The sequence below is a fragment of the Allochromatium humboldtianum genome (assembly GCF_013385175.1).
In the GTDB taxonomy this organism is placed as follows: domain Bacteria; phylum Pseudomonadota; class Gammaproteobacteria; order Chromatiales; family Chromatiaceae; genus Thermochromatium; species Thermochromatium humboldtianum.
In genome coordinates this window covers 1-22818 of the sequence record NZ_JABZEO010000004.1, presented here as the reverse complement: position 1 = coordinate 22818, position 22818 = coordinate 1, and the positions used below count along the sequence as shown (strand labels likewise).

Sequence of the window (22818 nt, the reverse complement as noted above, 5' to 3'; positions counted from 1 at the left end):
TCCAATAGCCGCCGTAAACCCGCCGATCTACTGTGCGTACACTAGATATCGCGGGTCAGGCGCCCGCGACCTTTCACGTCCGAGGCACGGGATCGAAGCGGATCGAGCAAACCCTGCGCCGTTCTGATGCCGCCGAACCGGGCCACCGAGCGACAGCGCCGCGTCGCCGTCGCGCCGGACTGGACTTTTGACAACCGAGGTGTCGATATGAGCAGAAACACTTGGCCGCTGGCGCTCGTCTTCGTGGCCGCGCCGCTGACCGCGTCCCCGGCTCAAGAGCCGCCATTGATCTGCTTCGGAAATGAGCCGTTCTGGAGTCTGGATCTCACCGAGACAGGGAAGGCCCGGTTCTCGACGCCGGATTCTCCGGTCGTGGAATATCTCGGTGCTGTGGATACAGCGACCGGGCAGAAGGAGTCGGTCTGGCGTGGTCAGGCCATCACGTCCGATGGAGGAGAGCTGGTGGCGTTTTTGCACGAGGGCGCATGCAGCGATGGGATGTCGGATGCCGTACATCCCTATGCGGTCAAGGTCTCGCTCCCGAATGGACGCCATTACACCGGTTGCTGCCGTGTGCCGGAAGCGCCGGATGTTTCGGCGACCGTCGAGAATACGACCTGGCGTCTCACCGAGCTGCCGGGCAAGACGCTACCGACCGATCACGCTCGCCATGCAGTCACGGTCCGGTTCCACGCCGGTCGGACGCATGGGTTCTCGGGGTGCAATCAGTTCATGGGGTCGTACACCCTGGAAGGCGAGACGCTCGTCCTCGGTACGTTGGGCGGAACGATGATGGCCTGCCCGGAACCGGCGATGTCGGTCGAGGAGGCTTTCCTCCGATCGTTCTCCGGAGCCTTGGGGGTTGCCGGTGCCGGAGACGCGCTGATCTTGACGCCGGTGGGTGGAGGGGCGCCGCTGCGTTTCGAGCGGGAGGCGCCACTCTCACTGGAGGGCGGGCAATGGGAGGTCACCGGCTACAACAACGGACGGCAGGCCGTCGTGAGCCCACAGACAGGTACCCGGCTCACCCTAATGTTCCAGGACGGCCAGGTTTCGGGCAGCAGCGGCTGCAATCGCTTCCACGGATCATTCACAGCGGCAGAGAACAGGCTGACGATCCATCCGCTGGCGACCACGCGCAAGGCCTGCGACGAAGCGGTGATGGTCCAGGAGCAAGCGTTCCTTGCCGCGTTGGAGAGTGCAACGACCTGGGATATCGTGCGCGGGATGCTCGATGTCCATCGTGCCGATGGCGAACGGGTGCTGACGGCCAGCTCCATGGGCGAATGAGGGAGCGGATAGCGAAAAGGTATAGGCTCTAACTGGCTGGCCCAATCGGGAGACTCGCTGCACTTGATCGGACGGGTTCTCAACCATTCCAACCAGTCGACCACCGCTGTCTACGCTCGCTTTGGTGAGGACTCGGTGCGCGTCGCCCTGGAGCAGCATGGGGCGCGGATTTTGGATGTCGCCGGCGTCACCCCGACGGCCAATACCGACACGTCCGCTTCGGACCGTCCGCGAGTCGACCCATGAGGGCTCTCGGTGCGCCTCACCACCCTGCCCCGGCTAGGCGCCGCACAGTCGCGTGATCACCCCGGTCGGCAGCCATAGTGTCAGCGGTGCATCCGGGAAGCGCTCGAATTCGTAGCGCTCATACCAGCCGCGTGCCCGCTCGTGTTTGGCATCGACGATCACGCCCACCATGCCGATCTCCTCGGCCAGCCGCGCGCATCGCTGCAACGCATCCATCAACAACCGTTCACCCAGGCCCTGTTTTTGATGCAACTGATCGACCGCCAGACGGGCCAGACGCGCGACCGGAAGCGGGAAACGGGGAAAGCGTGCGGCGTGAGCCGCCGGTAGCTGATCCTTGAGGATGGCGGCCATGGCCAGACTGTAGAAGCCCAGCACCGTCGAGCCCTCAGCGGCCACATAGGTACGACTTCAGGTTGGCCGCAGCGTGCTGGCGTGCAAAGCGGCGCAGGTACTGGTCCAGATCGTCTTCACCACAGCTGAAGGCACGACGATCGTGATGAGCGGGCAACGGTTCGAGGCGCATCAGCGGCCGGCGCTCAAGCGTCCGTTGGCTCGGATTTCCAGGCGCGATAGCGCTCCATCGCGGCCGTGAGCTTGGGGCGCGGACGGTCCTGATGATCCAACGCCGCGACGAAGGCTTCCCAGTCACGCGGGGTCAAGGTCAGAGAGTCGGTCTGACTCAGCACCGCGTGGGCGCGCTCCCGAGCGGCGCTCAACAGAAAGGCACTCACCGACATTCCCGTGGTGGCCGCCGCGCGCGCGATCAGGGCTTTCGTTTCGACGGAGGTGCGCAGGTCGATACGCTCAAGTGCTGTAGGCATGGCGGCATCCTGTCAAGTACGGATAATGTACGGAAATAGACTGGCTCGCTTTCTACGAATCTGCAACACCCGCTTGGCCGACCAGGAATAGCTGGGCGCCCTCCAACCCTGGTTATCGTCCACTCCCCCATCCGGAACCGTCAAAAACGGTGCTTCGCTCCATGGACCGCTCTCGCATGACGGACAGGTTCCGGTCGCGATCATGCTCTGGAGTCTGGGCGGCCCGGTCCAGGCCGCTCCGCCGATTCGCCTGATCAGCGCCTCCTCAACGTCCGCTGTCTCCAGGACTGAGGCGGGAGGGGCCTTCTTGCGCGGCACCCTGTGGGAGACGGTGGCGGCGCGCCACGGACTTGATCCGCACTGGCTCTATGGGGTGGCGCTCCAGAAGAGCCGCCGTCGCGCCGGTCCGGGCCACGCGCAGCCGTGGCCCTATACGCGGCGCAGTCCCGAGGGGTCGCAGTTCCATCGTTCCAAGGCCGAGGCGGCCCATGCCCTGCGCCAACTGCTTGCGCGCCATCCGCCCCGGGCCATCGATGTCGGGCTGTTGCAGATCAACCTGCACTGGCACGGCCGGCGGGTGCGCGCTCCGGAAGACCTGCTCGAGGCCCGCACCAACCTCGAACTCGGCGCCCGCCTCCTGGCCGAGGCCATCGGCTCGGCCCCCGATGACCTGGCCTTGGGACTGGGGCGCTACCACCACTGGCGAGATTCCAGCCGGGCACGCGCCTATGGGCGGCGGGTGCTGGCCATGGCGGCGGCACTCGAGGCGGGCGCTCGGCCACAGGCTGACCGCGCCGATGGGCGGTGAAACCATGGAATCACGCTCCGGCCTCGCGTGTGGGGAGGCCTCAAACGTCTCAAGGTTCCATATGGCGTAACAGGCGTATATCGGTCGCGAGCGAATGAGGTTGGCCGATCCGGATATGCGCAAAGTCCGGATGCAGCGGATTGAGAAGCCGATTGCGCTCCAGGGGCATGACCGCGCTGGGAACGCTGAGTACGGCCGTCTCACCGGCCGCCAGCCAGTCACGCCCCATGGCTTGCAGCCCATCCCGTCCCCCCAGGGTGCGCCAGTCCTCGGGCAGCGGATCGCTCTCAAGGCGCGTCTCGGCCAGGGACTCGGGCCACTGGGCCTGGATCAAGACATAGTGAGCCCGCAGTGGCGCGTCCTGAACCAGCATCTCCAGCAACGCCAGCGAGGGTGACGCAGCGGTGTAGACCACGGGCCAGCCTTTCGGATTCCAGCGTCCGCCATAGCGTCTGGCCCCCTCCCCGCTGAACGCCTGCGCGGCGAAGCGGGCGGTGGTGATGCGCCAGGCCGTGACTGTGCCTGTCGGCATCAGGCAAAGACCCCGTGCTCGATGCGCCCCAGCGTGTCCAGTACACTCTCGGCCCCGATTTCGGTGTCCAGCAGGGACAGCGGCGAAACACCGCCGAGCGCGGCATTGGCGGCTTGCAGCCAGTTCAGGGCCACCTCGGTGGACTCGAACACCCCTTCGGCGCGCTCGACCACACGCGCCAACCGCACCACCTTGGCCGACTCGTCCGGCGACAAGGCCCCCTCACGTTTGCGTCGGACCAGCGTGCGCTCAGGAATGGCCAACGCCTGGGCCAGTTGTGACTGGGTCAGGTGTGTCGAGCGGACCAGGCTGTCGACGGACGCCGCCGGCAATCCCTGGCGGACCAGGGCCACCCAATCCATGGGTTGACGCGGTTGCGCGTGCAAAATACGCCGACCGCCCAGCAGACCGGCCGCGGAACTCACAGGGGGGTGTATCGGTGCAGACATGAGTATGGCCATTTGGCGTTCGCGTAAAACAATATTGGCGTATCCTTGACCCAAAAGTAAAGCCGCCACGCCTCTGCGACAACCTCACGCCACTGCCGTCTACGGACTCCCTGGACACCGATGATGCCTGACCGCGCGGATTGCGCGCCGAGGTCATGGATTGGGTCGTACAACACCGCGACGAACTCCTGGAGGAATGGCGCCAATGGCATCCTCGCCGACCGGAGGCGGCCAAACCTCCGCGCTGTCACCGATCCCCCACCGCCTCGTCAAGCCGGACCTGCACCTGCTCAGCCACACGCACGGCCCGCGCGGTGGCCTCCTCAACGCTCCGGCCGCACGCCAGAGCCACGCCCAGTCGGCGTCGCCCCTGCACCTCGGGCTTGCCGAACAGACGCAGATCGGTTCCGGGTTCGGCCAGGGCGGCGGCCAGATTGCCGAAGCGCGGTTGTGTGGACACCCCTTCGGCCAGAATGACCGCCGAGGCCGCCGGCCCCAGCTGACGGATGGCCGGGATCGGTAATCCCAGAATCGCGCGGGCGTGCAGGGCAAACTCCGAGAGATCCTGTGAGATCAGTGTCACCAGACCCGTATCATGGGGACGGGGCGAGACCTCGCTGAAGATCACCTCATCGCCGCGCACGAAGAGTTCGACGCCGAAGATCCCCTGCCCGCCCAGCGCCTCCGTCACCTGGGCGGCGATGGTCTGGGCACGCTCCAGCGCACGCGGCGTCATCGGTTGCGGCTGCCAGGATTCGCGATAGTCGCCCTCTTCCTGGCGATGGCCGATCGGTTCGCAGAACGTGGCGCCGTCGCGATGGCGCACCGTCAGCAGGGTGATTTCGTAGTCGAAGTCGATGAAGCCCTCGACGATCACCCGGCCACCGCCGGCACGTCCGCCGACCTGAGCATAGTCCCAGGCCGCCGGCAGCTCGTCGGCGTGGCGCACCAGACTCTGGCCCTTGCCCGAGGAACTCATGATCGGCTTGACCACGCACGGCAGGCCGATTTCGGCGACCGCCTGCATGAACTCAGCGTAGGTGTCGGCAAACCGGTAGTTCGAAGTCGGCAGTCCCAGCTCCTCGGCCACCAGACGACGGATGCCCTCGCGGTTCATGGTCAGCTGGACGGCGCGGGCGGTGGGCACGACCCGGAATCCCTCGGCCTCCAGCTCCAGCAGCGTCTCGGTGGCGATCGCCTCGATCTCGGGGACGATGAGGTCCGGGCGCTCCTGCTCGATCACCCGCCGCAGCTCCGCCCCGTCGAGCATGGAAAAACAGTGGGCGCGATCGGCCACCTGCATCGCCGGGGCATTGGCATAGCGGTCGCAGGCGATGACCTCGACGCCGAGGCGCTTGAGTTCGATCACGACCTCTTTACCGAGTTCGCCGGCCCCGCAGAGCAGTACCTTGGTGGCCGAGGGGGTCAAAGCGGTTCCGAGTGTAGGCATGGGGGCTCCGCAGGGCAGGCGGTGGATGGGATTGGGGAATGACAATCCAGCTGAGGATCGTGAACGCGATGATAGGACGCCAGGCTGGGGGCATCCAGTGCCACGCCGCTATGACTGAACCTGGGTGAGGACGCTGAATCTCAGGCGTCGCGTGGCGCTTCAGACTCACGCGGGACGCTGTGGTTCAGTCCTGAAGCTCGAACTCCAGCCCACTGTCGGGCCGCTCGCGTCGCTCCAGGAGCATGGTCAGGTGTCGCGCCTGACGCCGAAGGATGCCGATCTGGTGCAGCAGGAGACGGATCTCGGCGAAGCGCGGCTCATAGGTCTCGATCAGCGCCCACTCCCAGGGTATCGAGCCGCCTCAGCGTCGCCGAAATGAGCGGGGAGGACAACGATGGCGGAGGAGCGGCTCGATCCGGAACGGATCCTGACACAGCTGGCCCAGACGCCGGCCGTTCGTCCCTCCAGGGCGCGGGCGTTCATGCAGCAGCACCAGACGGCGATCCGCCGGGCACTGGCCGTCGGCTACCGGGCCGGCGCACTCTACCGGGCACTGGCCGCGCTGGGTCATCCGCCGCCGATGAGTCTGCGGCAGTTTCGACGCTATCTGGCAACCTGGCGACCGGATCCGAGCGCTGTCACGACGGTACTCAGCCGCTCCAGTGCCTCGCCTGTCCGCATCCCCACGCCGCCCCGTCAGGATTCAGACCCCCAGCCGCCCGCCCGGCCGCCCGCCACCTTTCGCTGGGATCCGCTCAGCGACGACAGCGAAATCCATTAGGCGCTCGGCCCGGCGCGTCCCGCTCCATTCCAACCATGCATGAGGTCATCCGCGATGTCGATTCTGTATCTGACGCTCCAGGCCAAGGGCGGCGTGGGCAAGAGCTATGTCTCCTCGATCCTGGCCCAGTATCTCCAGGAACGCGGGCGCTCGGTGCGCTGTATCGACACCGATACCACCAACCCCACCCTGCTGCGCTACCGGCCGTTGCAGTGCGCCTATCTGCGGCTGGCCGAGGAGCATGTCGTCAATCCGCGTGCCTTCGATCAGCTGGTCGAGACCCTCACAAGTGCCGAGACCGACACGCACTTCGTCGTCGATGTCGGCAGCAACGGCTTTCAGCCGTTGATGGCCTATGCCGTCGAGAACGATCTGTTCAGCCTGCTGGACACCTTGGGCGTGCCGGTGATCCTCAACTCGGTCATCGCCGGCGGGCCGGATATGGCCGAGACCCTGAGCAGCACCAAGGCGGTCCTGGAGCACACACAGGCGCCGACCCTGATCTGGCTCAATGCCCATCTGGGGACGCTGGAGCATCGCGGCTGTCCGGTCACGGAGCTGGAGCTGTTTCGGGTGTTCGAAGCCCGCATTCTGGGCTGGATCCGGCTGGCGAAATACCCGGCCGCCACCTTCGGCCAGGATGTCGAGCAGATGCTCAAACAGCGCTGGACCTTCGATGAGGCGATCGACCAGTTGCGCCTGATGCCGCAGATGCGGCTGCGCCGGGTCAAGCAGGCGCTCTGGGGGCAGCTGGATCAGGTCTTCGGGGCCGCCGCTCAGTAGACCGCGCGGGCGACACGGGGCGACAGAGCGAGCAGACCGGCTACCCTTGTCGTCCTGAGTCGCCTGCGTGTCGCCCCCCAGATTTTCACGACAAATCATTGAATAATTTGATTTTTCACCCTTGTCGCTTAAGGTTTCCAAGTGTTGGAGCTTCGTTGTCAGCGGTATTGTCAGTCTGGCGGTGGGGTTGTTGTAGCAGGCGCGTGGGACAGAACGGCTGGATCGCTCGTTTGTACGCGGAGATAACGTCCGACCTGCTGCTGAACCTGCTCGGGTGTGAGCGGTGGTCCGAGAGTGCAGTGGAAATAGGGGGCGATACAGCGCAGAAAGAGCACCTCGCTGGGCATATCCGAGTGCAGCTGCCAAATGCTCTCCTGATAGAGCGGGTCGGCACAACTCGACCCAAAGATGAAGGCCGGCAGACGTGTCGTTGGATCCAGCAGCACGCTGTGGCGGAGGCGGTCAACCTGGAAATCACCGTGCGTGATCAGCTGCGGCTCCACCCCTGAGACGCGGCGAACCTCGAGTTCACAATAGGGTGCAAGTCGATTGCTCGTACCAACGACTCGACCGCTCTGAAGGACGGCATGCGCCTGGCCGGCAGGAATCTGGATGGGAGCGGTCACCGTCAAGGACAGTTCGGGGTACGGTTCCCGAGGCGCGATAGCGCAGCCACTCATGGTGAGCGCGAGGAGCCCGATGAATGCACGCCGTGGTACCGACCGTTCGCCATCGTTCATGGTGGCCTGGGAACAGGTAGCCAGGGAGGAGATCATGTGGTCACTGCCTCCAACGACAGGTACAGCGCCTCGACGCCTTCGCGGTTGAAGCGCCCACCTCGGGCCGCGGCACCGGCGCCGCTGGTCGGCCGGCTGGCCCACTGTGGGGTATGCGCGCGGAATACGGTGGTGCCGGGCGGCAAGTCGGAGAGGATCATCCGACGAACCCGGCGCGGATCGACTCCAGATAGTCAATCGCGTCCTCGGTTCGACCTTGCTGGACCAGCTGCAACAGGGTCTGGTGACGAAACGCCGCGATGGGCTCGTTCTTGATCAGGAAGATGGCGCGCGGCGGATCCGGCTGTATCGCCGTGGCGGCCGACAGCACACGCATCAGGTCGCGCAGTGCCGATTGCAGTCTCGGCGATTCCGGGTGGGTGCGCAGGGTGTTGCGATGGACCCCGGCCAGCTCGGCCAGATCCTGCTGTTGCAGGCCGAGAATGTGCGCGACGCCCGAGGCTGAGAACCGCGACGTACCCGGTTCCCGCGTCGATTCAAGCACGTCGGCGAAGCGGGCGAACATGGCGTTTCTCCTGAGTGCACCTAAAATATAGGCACATATTACGCACAGTATAGGCATCGCTCAAGCCTAGTTGTCATTAGCGTCTGGCCGTTTGAAAGTCCAGAACCGGCCAACCTTATGTGCATCGCCTGAAACACATGATCACGATCATCGTTGAGCAAGAAGACGTGACACCGCCGACCCTGACGCGGGAGTTCCGGTTTGGCAGGAAACGTCAGCTGCCAGCCAATTTCTGTGCCTCCTACATATCGGATTCAGTGGATTGATTGCAGACTGATAGCCAGTCGTGCGTCGCGTATGACCTGATTTCCTTATCAGATTTTCTTGGTTCGTGTCTCTCGCCTCCTGAGCGAGTCTAGTCGGCAGTCCCTGTGCTGATTCCACTCGACACCACCAGGAATGCCGATGAGATCCGACCATCCTCCCATCATCATGGCGCTCGGCCTGGCCCTAGGCCTTTCCTCCGCCGGGCTTCAGGCCGACTCCAGCCCGCGTCAGGTGCGCACCTGGGCCGCCTCCTGCGCCGCCTGTCACGGAACCGATGGCCAGGCCCAAAAGGGCGCGCTTCCCCTGGCCGGGCGCCCGGACTGGATGTGACTCTGGTCGAGCGCAATGCCCGGTTCGTCTCCTGCCCGATCAGCAATCTGGTGCTGGCGGGGGTCAAGGACATCGACGACATCACCCTGTCCTACGATGGCCTGAAGGCGCATGGCGTGCGGCTGGTGCGCGACGAGGCGCTGGCCATCGATCCGGATCGACGTCAGGTGCGGCTGGCCAACGGCGATCCTCTGCCCTGGGACCGTCTGATCGTGGCGCCCGGCATCGATTTCCTCTATGACCGCCTCCCCGGTCTCGCGTCGACCGAGGCCCAGGCGCGGGTACCCCATGCCTGGAAGGCCGGACCGCAAACGGTTGCCCTGCGCCGGCGACTGCAAGACCTGCGAAACGGCGGCACCTTCGTGATCTCAGTACCGGCCATGCCCTACCGCTGCCCGCCCGGCCCCTTCGAGCGGGCGAGTCTGATCGCGGAGTATTTCAAACGGCACAAGCCGCGCAGCAAGATCCTCATCCTCGACGCCAATCCGAAGTCAGGTTTCATGGCCAACAATCATGCCAAGGTGGCGGCGGATGCGGTCATCGCCCGTCTCGCCGGGATTCCGGTCAATGAATCACCCATCATCGCCAACACCTGCTACAGCTTCGTCTCCGCCCGTGAAGCCTTGCATGTGGCCTCGGTCCACAAGTTCGACGCCAAAGAACAGATCCTGGCGAGCGTCGAGGGCGCCGGCGGACTGTCCGAGTCACGCAACGCGCTGGAAGCGGACTATGCGTTGGCCTGGGCGCGCAACATCTGGTCCGACACGCTCAAATGACGATATTCGAAGCGATTCCGGTCGGCACACGGGTGGCCGGTGTCGGCTTCCTGGCCGGCACCCTCTTTGGGGCGACGGCTCATATCACCCATTTCTGCACCCTGGGCGCGATCTCCGACGCCCTGCTCATGGGGAATCTAAACCGTCTGCGGGCCTGGCTGGGGGCCATCGCCGCCGGCGGAGCCGTCGGCATCCGCCAACTGGAACGCGCGCTGCGATGATCACCGGACCGAACGCCCTCCTCCCTCCTGCGCGTCGCTCACTGAGAAGTTTCATGCCGACGAAAGACCACGGCGTCGCCATCGCGATGATTTTGATCGTCTGGGGTTTGGCGGGCGCCCTGTTCGGGGCGCTCTTCACCGGACTCTATGGCGTGTGCTGGGTGTTCGGACTGCCGGGCTGGCAATGCCTGATGATCGCGACCGCCATCGCGGGCATGACGACCTCGGCCTTCTACAGCGCCATGCCCGTTGCGCTGATCGGCTCGATGGCCGGTGTCCTGGCCTCGATCGGCTATCTGATGGCGAGTGGTCTCAGGATCGAACTCCCCACCCTCGTCGGTCTGGCTGGAGTCGCCGGTCTGGTGGCTGGCAGTCTCTATGGTTGGACGATCACGCGCGGCAGCCGTCCGCTGGCCGAGATGCTCAATGGTCTGCTCGCCGGAATCCTGGCGGGGGCCGGGCTGGTCCTGATCTTCGCACTGTCCGGCCGGCAGACCAACATGCTGGTTCTGGCTGCCATCGCGGTGACGAGCGTCGGCGTCCTGTTCCAGCTCTCGGAACACTGGCTGGTCGAGGGTGCAGTCCGCCGGTTGCCCGCCGCCCTGTCCGCGCCCCTGGTCGCGGGGCTCATCGCCGCGGTCGTCGGCGCCAGCATCTGGTTCGTCGGCGGTGCAACGATCCTGATGCTGGACGCCCAGTTCACATCCGTATTCGCGGGAGTGGCGAGTCATATTCCACACGGACTGCTCGGCGGCCTTTTGGGAGGCTCGATCGCAGGTGTCCTGCTGGAATTGCTGGGCTTCCATCTCGAGGAGAGCCATCGAGCGTGATCAGGAGCGCCTGCAATCGAATCTGAGTTCGGTCGCTCGACGACCGCAAATCTATCTGTCGGGGACGTAGCCACATGCCAGACCGGGATCCAGCGCGTCTTTTCTTCGATCTCGCCACCACCAACCGGGCGACATTCCACGCCATCCTCGACGACGTGCATTTGACGGTTGAAGACTTCGTTGCCGTTCATCACAGATCGATTCGCGAGCACTGCATTCGCCAGGGGTACAGTCCGAGCGATGAACGAGCGCTGCGGGCGGCATCGAACCTTTGGACTCATCTACAGTCTCTCCAGTCGTGGATCGATCAGCTGCTGGCGAGCGCCGAGAGTCGCGCCCCGCTGCGCCGGCTGGCGACCATCGACGACGTCGGACGCACCGCCGTGTTCCTCGCCTCCGAGGCCGGCAGCGGCCTGAGCGGCAGCACCACCTATGTCGACGCCGGCGTCAACGTGAGGGCCTGAGAGCATGGTCACGGACAACCATCACGACAAGACCTTCATCGAGAACCGGACCTTCGACGAACTCCAGATCGGCGACAGCGCCGGCATCGAGCGCCGTCTGACCATGGACGACATCAAGCTGTTCGCGGTGATGTCGGGCGACGTCAACCCGGCCCATGTCGACGAGGACTTCGCCAAGAGCAGCCGCTTTCAGGAGATCATCGCCCACGGCATGTGGGGCGGCGCGCTCATCTCCACTGTGCTCGGCACCGAGATGCCCGGCCCCGGCACCATCTATCTGGGACAGACCCTGCGCTTCCGCGCCCCGGTCGGCCTGGGCGACGTGCTCAAGGTGACGGTCCGGGTGCGCGAGAAGGACGACGAGAAGAAGCGCGTCACCTTCGATTGTTTCTGCACCAATCAGGACGGCCGCCATGTGATCGAGGGCGTGGCCGATGTCCTGGCGCCGACCGAGAAGATCCGCCGCGCGCGCACCATCATGCCGCGGGTGCGCCTGGCCGAGCGGGCCAAGCTCCACGAACTGCTCGACGCCGCGACCCAGCCCGAGCCGGTGGCGATGGCGGTGGTGCATCCGGTCGACGAACAGGCCCTGCTGGGCGCCCTGGAATCGGCCCAGGCCGGACTCATCGTCCCGGTGCTGGTGGGACCGGAGGCGCGCATCCGTCAGGCGGCGGACGCCGCCGAGGTCGACATCAGCGGTTTCCGGATCATCGATGTGCCCCACAGTCACGCGGCGGCCGAACAGGCGGTGGCGCTCGCCCGCAGCGGCGCGGTGCAGGCCATCATGAAGGGTTCGCTGCACTCCGACGAGCTGCTGCGCGAGGTGGTCCGGCGCAACTCGGGCCTGCGCACCGAGCGGCGCATCAGCCATGTCAGCGCCTTCGACGTGCCGACCTATCCGCGTCCGCTCTTCATCACCGACGCCGGCATCAACATCGACCCGACCCTGGAGGAGAAGGTCGATATCGTGCAGAACGCCATCGATCTGGCCCACGCGATCGGCATCGCCCAACCCAGGGTCGCCATCCTCTCGGCGATCGAGACCGTCAATCCGCGCATCCGCTCGACGGTCGAGGCCGCCGCGCTGTGCAAGATGGCCGAGCGCGGTCAGATCAGCGGCGCCGTGCTCGATGGTCCGCTGGCCTTCGACAACGCCGTCTCCGAGACGGCGGCGGCGACCAAGGGGATCGTCTCCGAGGTGGCCGGACGCGCCGACATCCTGGTGGCGCCGGATCTGGAGGCCGCCAACATGCTGGTCAAGCAGCTCACCTATCTGGCCGACGCCAGCGGCGCCGGTCTGGTGGTCGGGGCGCGCGTGCCCATCGTGCTGACCAGCCGCGCCGATGACGCCATCACCCGCATGGCCTCCTGCGCCCTGGCGCTGCTGCTGGCGCAATACCAGTTGAAGAAGGGTCCATGAGCGGCGAACTGCTGGTCATCAACAACGGCTCGTCGAGCCTCAAGTTCGCCGTCTTCACGCCGGGTGCCGGGGCCGAACCGGACGCTCTCGCTCTACGCGCCCGAGGGCACTTCTCCGGACTCGGCGGCGCCCGGCCCCATCTGCTGATCCGCGATGGGGCCGGCGCCACCCTGACCGACGAGGCGCTCGCGACCGATGGGGTCTTCGACCAGGCCGCCGCGCTGCAACGGCTGCTCGCCTGGCTGGAGGCGCAGTCCGGTTTCGAACGGATCGCGGCCGTCGGCCATCGCGTGGTGCATGGCGGACGCGATTATCGTCAGCCGGTGCGGCTGGATGCCGAGACCCTGGACCGGCTCGACGCCCTGACCCCGCTCGCGCCCCTGCATCAGCCCAACAGCCTGGCGCCGGTGCGGTTGCTGGCGACATTGCGTCCCGAACTGCCGCAGGTGGCCTGTTTCGACACCAGCTTCCATACCGGCCAGTCCTGGGTCGCGCAGGCCTATGCGCTGCCGCGCCGACTGAGCGAGGCCGGTATCGTCCGCTATGGTTTCCACGGCCTGTCCTATGAATACGTCAGCCGGCGTCTGGCCCGGCAGCTCGGACGGGCCGAGACCGGACGGGTGGTGATGGCCCATCTGGGTCAGGGAGCCAGTCTGTGCGCCACGCGCGATGGGGTCAGTGTCGCCTCCAGCATGGGCTTCACCACCCTGGACGGCCTGCCGATGGGGACACGCTGCGGCTATCTGGATCCGGGCGTGGTGCTGCATCTGTTGCAACAGGAGGGACTGACGCCGGAACAGGTCGCACGGTTGCTCTATCACGAATCCGGTCTGCTCGGCGTCTCCGGATTCAGCGCCGACATGCGTGTGCTGCTCGACAGCCGCGAGGACGGCGCGCGCGAGGCAATCGAACTCTTCGTGCATCGGATCGTGCGCGAGATCGGGGCGCTGGCGGCGGTGTTGGGCGGACTGGATCATCTGGTGTTCACCGCCGGCATCGGCGAGCACGCCGCCCCGATCCGCGCGGCGGTCAGCGCCGGTTGCGCCTGGCTCGGCCTGGAGCTGGATCCGGCGGCCAATGCGGCCCATTCCACCCGGATCAGCGTCGCGGACAGCCGGGTCGGCGCCTGGATCATCCCGACCGACGAGGAGCGCATGATCGCGCATCACACCCGTTGCCTTTGCATGGATCCTGAATGATCCATCCCTTCGGCGCGCGGCGGTCTCTCCCGCCGCGCGCTTTTTTTATTCTCAAATCATATAAAAAAAGCATTTCATATTCTTTTACGCCGCTTCCCGGCGGCGCTATCGTCCATCCCTCGAATCATCCCGATCCGCCCTGCGGCGGTTCCCCTAGCGCATTCATCGAGGGAGGCCGGCCATGCCGCTGACCAGTGTTGTCGAGTATCTCAACGACCGCTTGCATCAACTGCATCCGACCGCGCGGTTACGTGAGCAGGCGGGCTTCCGCTACCGCCAGGGCCAACTCAGCGCGGGCATCGCGGGCTTTCGTCTGACGCCCCATCAGGTGCCCGTGGTGCGTACAGGCGATGGCACGGTGGCGGCCTACAGCGCCCAGTTGCGGGTCGAAAGCAGCCGCGGGCACCCCATGAAACCGGAGGCGCTCTACGTCCATGCCTGGGACGCCGAGGACGTGCTCTTCCTCGATCGCTTTCTGCGCACCTTCCATGCCCTGCATCATCTGAGCGCCGGCCACGACACCAATGCCTGGCTGGTGCTCGGGGTGCATCTGCGCCACCTCAGCGCCCTGCCCGAACAGCATGGCCAGGTGTTCCAGGAACTGCTCCACCGGCTCGGGCTGGAACCCAGTCAGGTCGTGCTACGCCTGAACGGACGCGCGCTCCAGCAGGATCCGCATGTGCAAGCGGCGGCGCGCAGCTTCGCGCGTCACGGCTATCGGCTGCTGGCGACCCGGCCGGCGCTCGACGACACGGATTGGAGTGTCCTGCACGAACTCGGCGTGGGCTGGGTCGTGACCGACCTGCCGCCTTACATCTGGCGCCACGACCAGGACGCCCTGCTGGACTGGAGCCGTCAGGCCCAGGCCCACAGCATCGGTCTCTGGATCGATCGCATCGACACCCCGGAGGCTCTGGAGCGCGCCCAGGCGCTGGGGGCCGAGCTGGTCGAGGGCGAGCTGTTCCGCGCGGTCGCGGACCTGCGCGTCCGGGAGGCGTCCTGATATGCACCGGACCACGCTCATCCTCCCCGGCTATCACGGCAGCGGTCCGGCGCACTGGCAGACCTGGATGCAGGAGCGGCTGCCCGGCGCGCGTCGCGTCACGGGCATCGACTGGGAAGCGCCCATCCTGAGCCGCTGGGCCAAGGCCGTCCGGCGTTCGATCCTCGAATCCTCCGAGCCGGTATGGCTGGTCGCGCACAGCTTCGGCTGCCTCACGGCCGTGAGCGCCGGGACCGGGCTGGCCGGGCGCATCGCCGGCGCGCTACTGGTGGCCCCGGCCGACCCGCAACGCTTCTCGCCGCGCGGCGTGCGCGCCGGGACGCGGCGCAACAGCCGGCGCTCGCTAGCCGCCGATCTGCCGTTCACGCCCCTGCCCTTCCCCAGCCTGGTGGTGGCCAGCCGCAACGATCCCTGGATGCGCCTGGAAACGGTCGAGCACTGGGCCGGACTCTGGGGCAGTGCGGTGATCGACATCGGCGAGGCCGGACACATCAACGTCGACTCGGGATTCGGTCCCTGGCCGCAGGGCTTGGCGCTGCTGCGCGCCCTGCAGTCCGGTCGATTCCAGCGGCCGGACGTGACACCGACACCCGCGCGTCTCTCCGGATTCCATCCGCGCGTCCCACGCCCCGCCGCCGCCGCTATCCATGCTACCCAGCCCCTTTGATCGAGGAATTCCATCGTGACCGACCTCAAGGCCAACTATCGCTACGAAACGCTCCAGGTCCACGCCGGCCAATCGCCCGCGCCCGGCACCAACGCCCGCGCGGTCCCCATCTATCAGACGACGTCCTATACCTTCAATGACGCCGATCACGGCGCGCGTCTGTTCGCGCTCAAGGAGTTCGGCAACATCTACACCCGCATCATGAACCCGACCACGGATGTCTTCGAGCAGCGCATCGCCGCGCTCGAGGGCGGCGTGGCGGCGGTCGCCGCCAGCTCGGGTCAGGCGGCGCAGTTCCTGGCGCTGACGACGCTGGCCCAGGCCGGCGACAACATCGTCTCGACCAGCTATCTCTACGGCGGCACCTACAACCAGTTCAAGGTCACGCTGCCGCGTCTGGGCATCGGCGTGAAGTTCGTCGACGGCGACGATCCGGACGATTTCCGCCGGGCCATCGATGAACACACCAAGGCGCTCTATGTCGAGACCATCGGCAATCCGCGTTTCAACGTGCCCGACTTCGAGGCGCTGGCGACACTCGCTCATGAGCACGGCATCCCGCTGATCGTCGACAATACCTTCGGCGCGGCCGGCTTCATCGCCCGCCCGATCGACTTCGGCGCGGACGTGGTGGTGGCCTCGGCGACCAAGTGGATCGGCGGACACGGCACCTCGATCGGCGGCATCATCGTCGATGCCGGCACCTTCGACTGGGGCAACGGAAAGTTTCCGCTGTTCACCGACCCGGCGCCCGGCTATCACGGGCTGAACTTCTGGGAGGTCTTCGGCAGCGGCGGCGCCTTCGGCAACATCGCCTTCGCCATCCGCGCGCGGGTCGAGGGGCTGCGCGACGTCGGCGCGACACTCTCGCCCTTCAACGCCTTCCAGTTGCTGCAAGGCGTCGAGACGCTCTCGCTGCGCGTGCAGCGTCATGCCGACAATGCGCTGGAACTGGCCCAGTGGCTGCGCGCGCATCCGCAGGTGGCCTGGGTCGAGTATCTCGGTCTGCCGGACCATCTCTACAACGCCAAGGCCAAGCGTTATCTGCGCCACGGCTTCGGCTCGGTGCTCAACTTCGGCGTGGTCGGCGGCGCCTCGGCGGCACGCCGCTTCATCGACCATGTCGAGCTGGCCAGTCATCTGGCCAATGTCGGCGACGCCAAGACCCTGGTCATCCATCCGGCCTCGACCACGCATCAGCAGTTGTCCGACACGGAACAGCGTCAGGCCGGGGTACGGCCCGACCTGATCCGGGTGTCGGTCGGCATCGAGCACATCGAGGACATCAAGGCCGATTTCGATCGGGCGTTGCGGCACGCCCATCCCGAGGACGCGGCGTGACGGCGTTCCGGCTCAGCGCGCAGACCCGCCATCGGCGGCTCGAACGGCCGTTCAGGCTGGAATCCGGCGCCTGGCTGCCCGAGGTCGAGGTCGCCTATCGCACCTGGGGGCGACTATCCCCCACGGCAGACAACGCCATCCTGGTCTGTCACGCCCTGACCGGCTCGGCGGATGCCGATGACTGGTGGGCGCCGCTGTTCGGGCGCGGTCGCCTGCTGGATCCGGAACGCGATTTCATCGTCTGCAGCAATGTGCTCGGCGGCTGCTACGGCACCACGGGTCCGACCAGTCCAGCCCCGGATGGCCGCCCCTGGGGACGCTGCTTTCCTCGGGTGACGATCCGCGATCAGGTGCGTCTCCAGATGGCGTTGATCGACGCGCTCGGCATCCGGCGCCTGCAACTGGTGATCGGCGGCTCGATGGGTGGCTTGCAGGCGCTGGAATGGGCGCTGCTCGATCCCGAGCGGGTGATGGCGGTGGCGGCGCTGGCCGCCAGCGGACGCCATTCGGCCTGGTGTCTGGCCTGGAGCGAGGCACAGCGTCTGGCCCTGGCCGCCGATCCCAGATACCGCGACGGCGACTATGATCCGCGCGATCCGCCACGCGCCGGACTGGCCGCCGCGCGTGCCATCGCCATGGCGACCTACCGCAGTCCGCGTTCGCTGGAAGAGCGTTTCGGACGCCGCTCGGGTCACGCGGTCTTCGGTGCCGCCTCCGATGTCCCCGACGACTATGCGGTCAACGGCTGGCTGCGCCATCACGGCCGGTCGCTGACTGAGCGCTTCGATGCCAACAGCTATCGGATACTGATCGATGCGCTCGACACCCATGATCTGGCGCGCGGACGCGGTGACTACGAGGCGGTCCTGCGTGCCATCCGGCAACCGGTCCTGATCGGCTCGATCGACAGCGACGGACTCTATGTGCCGAGCGACCAGTGGGAACTCGTGCGACTGATCCCGAACGCGACCCTGCTGGCCATCGATTCGGTGCATGGGCACGACGGGTTCCTCATCGACGCCGCCCGTTTCCACGATGCCTTGCTGGAGTTCAAATCGCGGCGAAACGGTACGCTTCACGCCGCCGAGGACTTCAGGTCGGGTTGGGATACGGTGCCGAGGTTCAAAGACAGACCCATACCCGAGTACCAGGCTTCAGGCGGGCCTTCCTGACCTGGAAAGTGCATTGATCGCCGCGACCTTGGCGCGCACCGAAGGGTATCCACCGTGTTCCGACGGGGCTCAATCAGCCGATCGCACGCACGTTCAGATCCTCGATGATCCTCTGGGCCAGACGCTGCGGATCGCGCTCCACGACCATCGCCGCGCCCAGCGTGTCCTGCGTCGTCTCATGGAAGAACCGCGAGACCGCCGCCGAGCCGCCGATGGGCGCGGGCACGCAGTGATAGGACGGCACACCGAGCAGGCGGAAGCCGAGCGCCGCGCCCACGCCCTTTTCATTGCTCCATTCCGGACTGGCGAAGGCGAAGGGCATCTCCTTGATCGGCCGTCCCGCCAGATCGGCCAGTGCCCGAAAAAGTCCCGAAGCGCGCGCATTGTCGAGACACTCGCCCATGTGCCAGACCGGCGGCAGCCCGCGCTCGCCGAGCAGCGCGCGCAGACCAAGGCCGGTGCGCTCCAGCGCCGTTTCGGTGCAATAGCCGAGTTTGAGCAGCGGGAAGGAGGCGCAGCCGTTGGTCAGGATCAGACAATCGGCGGCGAGCAGCGCATCGGCTACTTCACACAGGGTCTTTTCGTAGAGCACCTTGGGGTTGTTGCAGCCGACCAGGTTGACGATGCCGCGCACCCGGCCATCGGTGAGCGCCGCCAGCAGGTTCGGCAGTCCCTCGAAGGTCTCCGTGAGACTCTCGATCGAAAAACCGATCTCGGCCTCCATGACCTGGCGCGGCACGAAGACATTGGCGGCGCGCCGCTGCGGGAACTGTTCGATCCCCATCCGCACGATCCGGCGGGCGAGTGCGTGAACTTCATCGAGGTTGGCGTGATGATGATCGAAACCGATGTGCTCGGCCCCCGGCAGGCGGCAGGAATCGTTGGTCGTCACCACGCGCGTGTGGAAACAGTGCGCCACCTCCATGATGCCCGGATAGACATCCTGGACATCGGCGATCCAGAGATCGAGCGCGCCCGTACCCAGCACCAGTTCCGCGCCGATGGCGTTGGCGAGCGGACTGACCCCGCCGTGACGGTAGAGCGACGAGAGCCCCGAACAGCAGATGCCGTAGAAGCGGATGCCGGCGGCGCCCTGTTCGCTGGCCAGCGCTTGCAGTTCGGGATCGTCGGCGGCGGCGACAATGGCCATCGGCAGCACCGGCGAATGGCCGTGGATGGCGATATTGACCGTATCCGGATCAAGCGCACCGAGATTGGCGGCGATGCGGTCGCGGCGCGGCGGGCCATAGAGGATGTCCATGGCGATCGAGGAGCCGAGCACGCTGCTCCAGGCGAAGGCGAGTCCGCAGCGCAGCAGTTGGCGCATGACGTTTTCCCAGTCGCCATCGGTGCCGGTCCCGGTGCGGTGCAGCGCCTCGAAGACCTCGTGATAGGCGCTGATCGGCAGGATGCCGAGTGCCTCCCAGACGGCCTGCCGTTCCGGCGGCGCAAGCGCCTGGAGCGTGCGATGGACGTCGGGGACGCTGCGCGACAGATCCTCCAGCAGGATATCGGCGATCTCGCCCGCGAGTTCGGGCAGGCTTTTGGCCGGGTCGTCGATGCCGAAGGCGCGGGCGGTGGCGCGCGCCTTGGCCTCGCCCCGGATCGGCAGGGCCACGCGCCCCTCGGCGGCGGCCTTGAGGGTCAGCATCACCTCGCGTCCGCGCGCACCGTGGGAGGCGACCCCAGCGGCGACCCAGCGCAGGATGTTGCGCGCCACGATCAGATCGGCATCGGCTCCACACACCCCGCGTGGGCTGCGTGCCGTGACCTTGCATGGCCCCATGTTGCAGATGCGGCAGCAGGTGCCGTCGAGTCCGAATCCGCAGTGGGCCTTCTGGGCATCGAAGCGGTCGAAGGCGGTCTCGAGACCGAGCTGCTCCATTCGCACCAGCATCTGGCGCACCGCCGGATCCGGCGTCTGCGCCATGACTTCGGCTTTGGTGGGAAATCCCTGGCGTGCCTTCCTGGACGACCCCGTACTCATTCCGGCAGCGCCTGGAGACGGTCGGCCAGTTGCAGGACGTTGGCGGCTAGGGTCTCGGCGGCCTCTCGGAACGCGCCTTCCAGCGGTGGAGGGCGGCCGGCCAGATCGGCCGCGCGCACCGCTTCGTCATAGGGAAAGGCGGCGACCGGCGGCCAGTCGCCGAGCCGACCGCGCAGCTTGAGCAATTCGGCGCGGTCGCGATAGCCGCAGACCACAGCATGCACGCGCGCGATCCCCAGATCCCCGGCGAGCCGGCGCACGGCGGTGGCGGTCTCCAGACTGCGCTGCCCCGGTTCCACCACCACCAGCACCAGATCCACCCCAGCGATGGTGCCCCGGCTCAGATGCTCCAGCCCGGCCTCGCTGTCGATCAGGGTGACATTGGCCGGTAGCGCCGCTGCATCGGAGAGCAGGCGCCGCAGCACGGCGTGTTCGGCGCAGTAGCAGCCTTCTCCGCCCGACTTGCTCCAACCGAGCACCACCAACGGATTTCCGCCGCCCCAGGTCACGGTACCTCGTGGCAGGAGATCGCCAGTATCCGGATTGAACTGAAAGAACCCGAGCGGCAGCTCGCCGACACCGGCGGCGGCACGGATCAGGTCACGCTGATGGGCGAGCGGCTGCGGAGGTTCGACGCCATCGAGCGGCAGCACCGAGGCCAGATTGGCGTCCGGATCGGCGTCCAGTGCCAGCACGCGCCGCCCCTGCTCCACCAGCGTGCGCGCCAGCGCACCGGCCACGGTCGTCTTGCCGACGCCGCCCTTGCCGACGATCGCGATGCGCAGTGGGTGCGCGTTCGATGTCGTCGAGGCAGCTCGCGTCGAGCCGCGACGCGTCGTGCCGGCGAGATGGCGATGCGACAACGGATGCTGCACCTCGGGAGGCGCCGAGCGCGGATCACGCTGTTCGGAGGCTGGGGTTTGGCACATGGCTTGGTACTCCAGTGGATGGCTCATGGGGTCCGTGGATGGATCGTCTCGACTTCGGCACTCGCCAGACATCAATCCCGTCGGTCCCAGGCGCGATGGGCGAGCCGCGCCGCGAGATCGAGCAGATAGCCGAGCAGACCGATGAAGAGGATCACCGCCATCAGCTCGCCGTAGGCCATGCGGTCGCGGGTATCCAGAATGAAATAGCCGAGTCCGGCCTGGACGCCGAGCATCTCGGCCGGAACCAGCACCACCCAGATCAGCCCGATGGCAAGCCGCACCCCGGTGAGCAGGTGACCGACGATGGCCGGGATAACGATGCCGATCAGCACCTCTAGACGCCGGGCGGCCAGACTGCGCGCCAGACGCTGCCAGCGCGGGTCGATGGCGTGCACCCCGGCGGCGACGTTCAGCGCGATCGGCCAGACGGCGGCGAAGGCGAGCAGGAAATAGACCGGCGCGTCGCCGATGCCGAGCGCCATCACCGCCAGTGGCATCCAGGACAGCGGCGAGATCATGCGCAGGAACTGAAACGTCGCGGTGGTAGACCGTTCGAAGGTGCGCGAGACGCCGACCAGCAGACCGATCGGCACGCCCACCGCCAGCGCCAGGACCAGACCGACGACGACGCGGCGCAGACTGTCGACCGTGTGCGGCCAGAGCTCGTTGGTCGCCGCGAGCGCCAGCGTCGCGTCCCAGGTCGCCGCCGGCGAGAAGCGCGCCGCCAGCGGTGAGGCGCCCAGCTCGGGCGCGGTCGCCAGCCACCAGAGCGCCAGGGTCAGGAGCAGTCCGCCGGCCGGCAGCAGCCAGCCCAGTTCAAGGCGCCGGCCGGACGCGGATAACCCGTCCGCCTGGATTTCGACCGACTCGCTCACACCGCGATCCTCTCGGTCCGCTCCCAGCCGCCGGTCACGCCGAAGGCGCCGAGGCCACCGACGGACTCGATGGCCGTGCGCACGAAGCGGTCATCGACCAGATCGCGGGCGACGAAAGCCGGATCCAGGCCGGCAAGGAACCCGTTGTCGCCCTCGACCTGGGTGTCCTTGAGTGCCCGTACCAGCGCCTCGGTATAGGAGGGGAAGGGCCAGGGCTGAAAATCGATGCGTTCGCGATTCCAGTCGGCATGACGATTGGCGCCGCTGGCCAGATATTCGCGGTCGCGCTCGGCATTGGGCACCAGCACCCGTTCCAGCACCGGCTGCGGGAACGGCGTGTATTTGCCGCTGCCGTCGCGCGCGAGCAGGGCGGCGGTCTCGGCGCGGTGATCGCGCATCCAGTGCTGAGCCTTGACGATGGCGTTGACCACCTGCTGCGACCACTCGGGCCGCTCCTGGAGATCCCGCTCGTGCTGGAAGACGACACAGCAGGCGTGGTTGTTCCAGACATCGCCGGTGAAGCGCAGGATCTTGCCGATGCCCTGGGTCTCGGCGGCGGCATTGAAGGGTTCGGCGACGATGAAGCCGGCGATGGCGCCATTGGCGAGCGCCGGCCCCATGTCGGCCGGAGCCATCACGGTCAGGACCACCTCGTTCGGCCCCGGCTTGTCCTTAGGGCGCGTGACCACAGTCAGACCGGCGTCGCGCAGGATCTGTTGCAGCACCACGTTGTGGATCGAGTACCAGAAGGGGATCGCCACCTGCTGACCGCCCAGATCCTTGACCGACTCGATGGTCGGCGCAACGGTCAGCGCCGAGCCGGCCATGTGGTTCCAGGCCGTCACCTTGGCCGGAAAATTCGAGCCATAGCG

Annotated in this window: 29 protein-coding genes; 17 read left to right on the top strand and 12 right to left on the bottom strand. The window is 66.6% G+C overall.

From position 1 onward, the window contains the following. Positions 1-207 precede the first annotated feature (207 nt). A complete protein-coding gene (locus HW932_RS06880; protein ID WP_176975758.1) occupies positions 208-1290 on the top strand; it encodes an META domain-containing protein in 1083 nt (360 codons plus the stop codon). Positions 1291-1353: 63 nt separating this feature from the next. Next, entirely contained in the window at positions 1354-1536 is a 183-nt protein-coding gene (locus tag HW932_RS06875; RefSeq protein ID WP_246296702.1) for a hypothetical protein, read from the top strand. A gap of 33 nt (positions 1537-1569) precedes the next feature. On the opposite strand, the gene HW932_RS06870 is transcribed toward HW932_RS06875, so the two are convergent. Both HW932_RS06870 and HW932_RS06865 read right to left on the bottom strand, forming a co-directional pair. After that, on the bottom strand, positions 1570-1935 hold the full coding sequence (locus HW932_RS06870) for a GNAT family N-acetyltransferase (protein WP_176975757.1): 366 nt from the start codon (positions 1933-1935) through the stop codon (positions 1570-1572). 140 nt (positions 1936-2075) lie between these two features. Continuing rightward, a complete protein-coding gene (locus HW932_RS06865; RefSeq protein ID WP_176975756.1) occupies positions 2076-2360 on the bottom strand; it encodes a type II toxin-antitoxin system TacA family antitoxin in 285 nt (94 codons plus the stop codon). Between the two features lie 202 nt (positions 2361-2562). Here HW932_RS06865 and HW932_RS06860 point away from each other — a divergent pair, with 202 nt between their 5' ends. Further along, positions 2563-3168, top strand: a complete 606-nt coding sequence (locus HW932_RS06860) for a lysozyme family protein (RefSeq protein ID WP_176975755.1) — start codon at positions 2563-2565, stop codon at positions 3166-3168. A gap of 49 nt (positions 3169-3217) precedes the next feature. Here the strand turns inward: HW932_RS06860 and HW932_RS06855 are convergent, their stop codons facing one another. The 3 genes from HW932_RS06855 to purT form a co-directional block, all read right to left on the bottom strand. After that, positions 3218-3700: an RES family NAD+ phosphorylase gene (locus tag HW932_RS06855; protein WP_176975754.1), complete on the bottom strand. Its 483-nt coding sequence runs from the start codon at positions 3698-3700 to the stop codon at positions 3218-3220. Then, complete coding sequence (gene parS / locus HW932_RS06850) at positions 3700-4125, bottom strand: type II RES/Xre toxin-antitoxin system antitoxin (protein WP_338081297.1); 426 nt, start codon at positions 4123-4125, stop codon at positions 3700-3702. Before parS ends, HW932_RS06855 begins: the two co-directional genes overlap by 1 nt. Positions 4126-4396: 271 nt before the next feature. Beyond that, complete coding sequence (gene purT / locus HW932_RS06845) at positions 4397-5599, bottom strand: formate-dependent phosphoribosylglycinamide formyltransferase (RefSeq protein ID WP_176975752.1); 1203 nt, start codon at positions 5597-5599, stop codon at positions 4397-4399. A gap of 124 nt (positions 5600-5723) precedes the next feature. Between purT and HW932_RS06840 the strand changes: the two genes are divergently transcribed. The 3 genes from HW932_RS06840 to HW932_RS06830 are packed head-to-tail and all read left to right on the top strand — an operon-like array spanning position 5724 to position 7163. Beyond that, a complete protein-coding gene (locus HW932_RS06840) occupies positions 5724-5978 on the top strand; it encodes a hypothetical protein (protein ID WP_176975751.1) in 255 nt (84 codons plus the stop codon). Between the two features lie 15 nt (positions 5979-5993). After that, positions 5994-6380, top strand: a complete 387-nt coding sequence (locus HW932_RS06835; RefSeq protein ID WP_176975750.1) for a hypothetical protein — start codon at positions 5994-5996, stop codon at positions 6378-6380. Between the two features lie 54 nt (positions 6381-6434). Then, positions 6435-7163: a nucleotide-binding protein gene (locus HW932_RS06830; RefSeq protein ID WP_176975749.1), complete on the top strand. Its 729-nt coding sequence runs from the start codon at positions 6435-6437 to the stop codon at positions 7161-7163. Positions 7164-7333: 170 nt separating this feature from the next. Here the strand turns inward: HW932_RS06830 and HW932_RS06825 are convergent, their stop codons facing one another. From HW932_RS06825 to HW932_RS06815, 3 genes are read right to left on the bottom strand one after another with little or no spacing between them, the layout of a single operon-like run. Beyond that, entirely contained in the window at positions 7334-7939 is a 606-nt protein-coding gene (locus HW932_RS06825) for a hypothetical protein (RefSeq protein ID WP_176975748.1), read from the bottom strand. Next, positions 7936-8100, bottom strand: a complete 165-nt coding sequence (locus tag HW932_RS06820; protein WP_242470441.1) for an RES domain-containing protein — start codon at positions 8098-8100, stop codon at positions 7936-7938. The genes HW932_RS06825 and HW932_RS06820 overlap by 4 nt, the downstream gene beginning before the upstream one ends. Beyond that, entirely contained in the window at positions 8097-8465 is a 369-nt protein-coding gene (locus tag HW932_RS06815; RefSeq protein ID WP_176975747.1) for a helix-turn-helix domain-containing protein, read from the bottom strand. Before HW932_RS06815 ends, HW932_RS06820 begins: the two co-directional genes overlap by 4 nt. A gap of 405 nt (positions 8466-8870) precedes the next feature. Between HW932_RS06815 and HW932_RS21630 the strand changes: the two genes are divergently transcribed. The 11 genes from HW932_RS21630 to metX all read left to right on the top strand — a co-directional run bounded on the left by HW932_RS21630 (position 8871) and on the right by metX (position 18155). Then, entirely contained in the window at positions 8871-9062 is a 192-nt protein-coding gene (locus HW932_RS21630; protein WP_222932265.1) for a c-type cytochrome, read from the top strand. Beyond that, on the top strand, positions 9059-9838 hold the full coding sequence (locus HW932_RS06810) for an FCSD flavin-binding domain-containing protein (protein WP_222932264.1): 780 nt from the start codon (positions 9059-9061) through the stop codon (positions 9836-9838). The genes HW932_RS21630 and HW932_RS06810 overlap by 4 nt, the downstream gene beginning before the upstream one ends. Next, positions 9835-10059 carry a hypothetical protein gene (locus HW932_RS06805; protein WP_176975746.1) on the top strand — a complete coding sequence of 75 codons (225 nt, stop codon included), beginning with the start codon at positions 9835-9837 and terminating at the stop codon, positions 10057-10059. The genes HW932_RS06810 and HW932_RS06805 overlap by 4 nt, the downstream gene beginning before the upstream one ends. Positions 10060-10112: 53 nt before the next feature. Next, on the top strand, positions 10113-10889 hold the full coding sequence (locus HW932_RS06800; protein ID WP_176975745.1) for a spermidine synthase: 777 nt from the start codon (positions 10113-10115) through the stop codon (positions 10887-10889). A 74-nt stretch (positions 10890-10963) separates the two neighbouring features. Beyond that, a complete protein-coding gene (locus HW932_RS06795) occupies positions 10964-11353 on the top strand; it encodes an SDR family oxidoreductase (RefSeq protein ID WP_176975744.1) in 390 nt (129 codons plus the stop codon). 4 nt (positions 11354-11357) lie between these two features. Continuing rightward, a complete protein-coding gene (locus tag HW932_RS06790; protein WP_176975743.1) occupies positions 11358-12773 on the top strand; it encodes a bifunctional enoyl-CoA hydratase/phosphate acetyltransferase in 1416 nt (471 codons plus the stop codon). Beyond that, positions 12770-13972 carry an acetate/propionate family kinase gene (locus HW932_RS06785; protein ID WP_176975742.1) on the top strand — a complete coding sequence of 401 codons (1203 nt, stop codon included), beginning with the start codon at positions 12770-12772 and terminating at the stop codon, positions 13970-13972. Before HW932_RS06790 ends, HW932_RS06785 begins: the two co-directional genes overlap by 4 nt. Positions 13973-14153: 181 nt before the next feature. Then, positions 14154-14975, top strand: coding sequence for an EAL domain-containing protein (locus HW932_RS06780; protein WP_176975741.1), 822 nt, complete (start codon positions 14154-14156; stop codon positions 14973-14975). A gap of 1 nt (position 14976) precedes the next feature. After that, positions 14977-15642, top strand: a complete 666-nt coding sequence (locus tag HW932_RS06775; protein ID WP_176975740.1) for an RBBP9/YdeN family alpha/beta hydrolase — start codon at positions 14977-14979, stop codon at positions 15640-15642. A gap of 15 nt (positions 15643-15657) precedes the next feature. Then, positions 15658-16983 (top strand): aminotransferase class I/II-fold pyridoxal phosphate-dependent enzyme, encoded by a 1326-nt coding sequence (locus tag HW932_RS06770; RefSeq protein ID WP_176975739.1) that lies wholly within the window; start codon positions 15658-15660, stop codon positions 16981-16983. Then, a complete protein-coding gene (metX, locus tag HW932_RS06765; protein ID WP_176975738.1) occupies positions 16980-18155 on the top strand; it encodes a homoserine O-acetyltransferase MetX in 1176 nt (391 codons plus the stop codon). The genes HW932_RS06770 and metX overlap by 4 nt, the downstream gene beginning before the upstream one ends. Before the next feature lie 73 nt (positions 18156-18228). Here metX and cooS read toward each other — a convergent pair whose 3' ends face one another. The 4 genes from cooS to HW932_RS06745 form a co-directional block, all read right to left on the bottom strand. Further along, positions 18229-20085, bottom strand: coding sequence for an anaerobic carbon-monoxide dehydrogenase catalytic subunit (gene cooS / locus HW932_RS06760; protein ID WP_246296701.1), 1857 nt, complete (start codon positions 20083-20085; stop codon positions 18229-18231). Between the two features lie 53 nt (positions 20086-20138). Continuing rightward, on the bottom strand, positions 20139-21071 hold the full coding sequence (locus HW932_RS06755) for an ATP-binding protein (protein WP_176975736.1): 933 nt from the start codon (positions 21069-21071) through the stop codon (positions 20139-20141). Positions 21072-21142: 71 nt separating this feature from the next. Beyond that, the gene (locus HW932_RS21790) at positions 21143-21946 is read right to left on the bottom strand and encodes an ABC transporter permease (RefSeq protein WP_222932263.1); all 804 of its coding nucleotides are present in this window, start codon (positions 21944-21946) and stop codon (positions 21143-21145) included. After that, positions 21943-22818, bottom strand: an 876-nt coding sequence (locus HW932_RS06745; protein ID WP_176975735.1) for an ABC transporter substrate-binding protein, incomplete at its 5' end; no start/stop codon positions are given. The genes HW932_RS06745 and HW932_RS21790, both read right to left, overlap by 4 nt.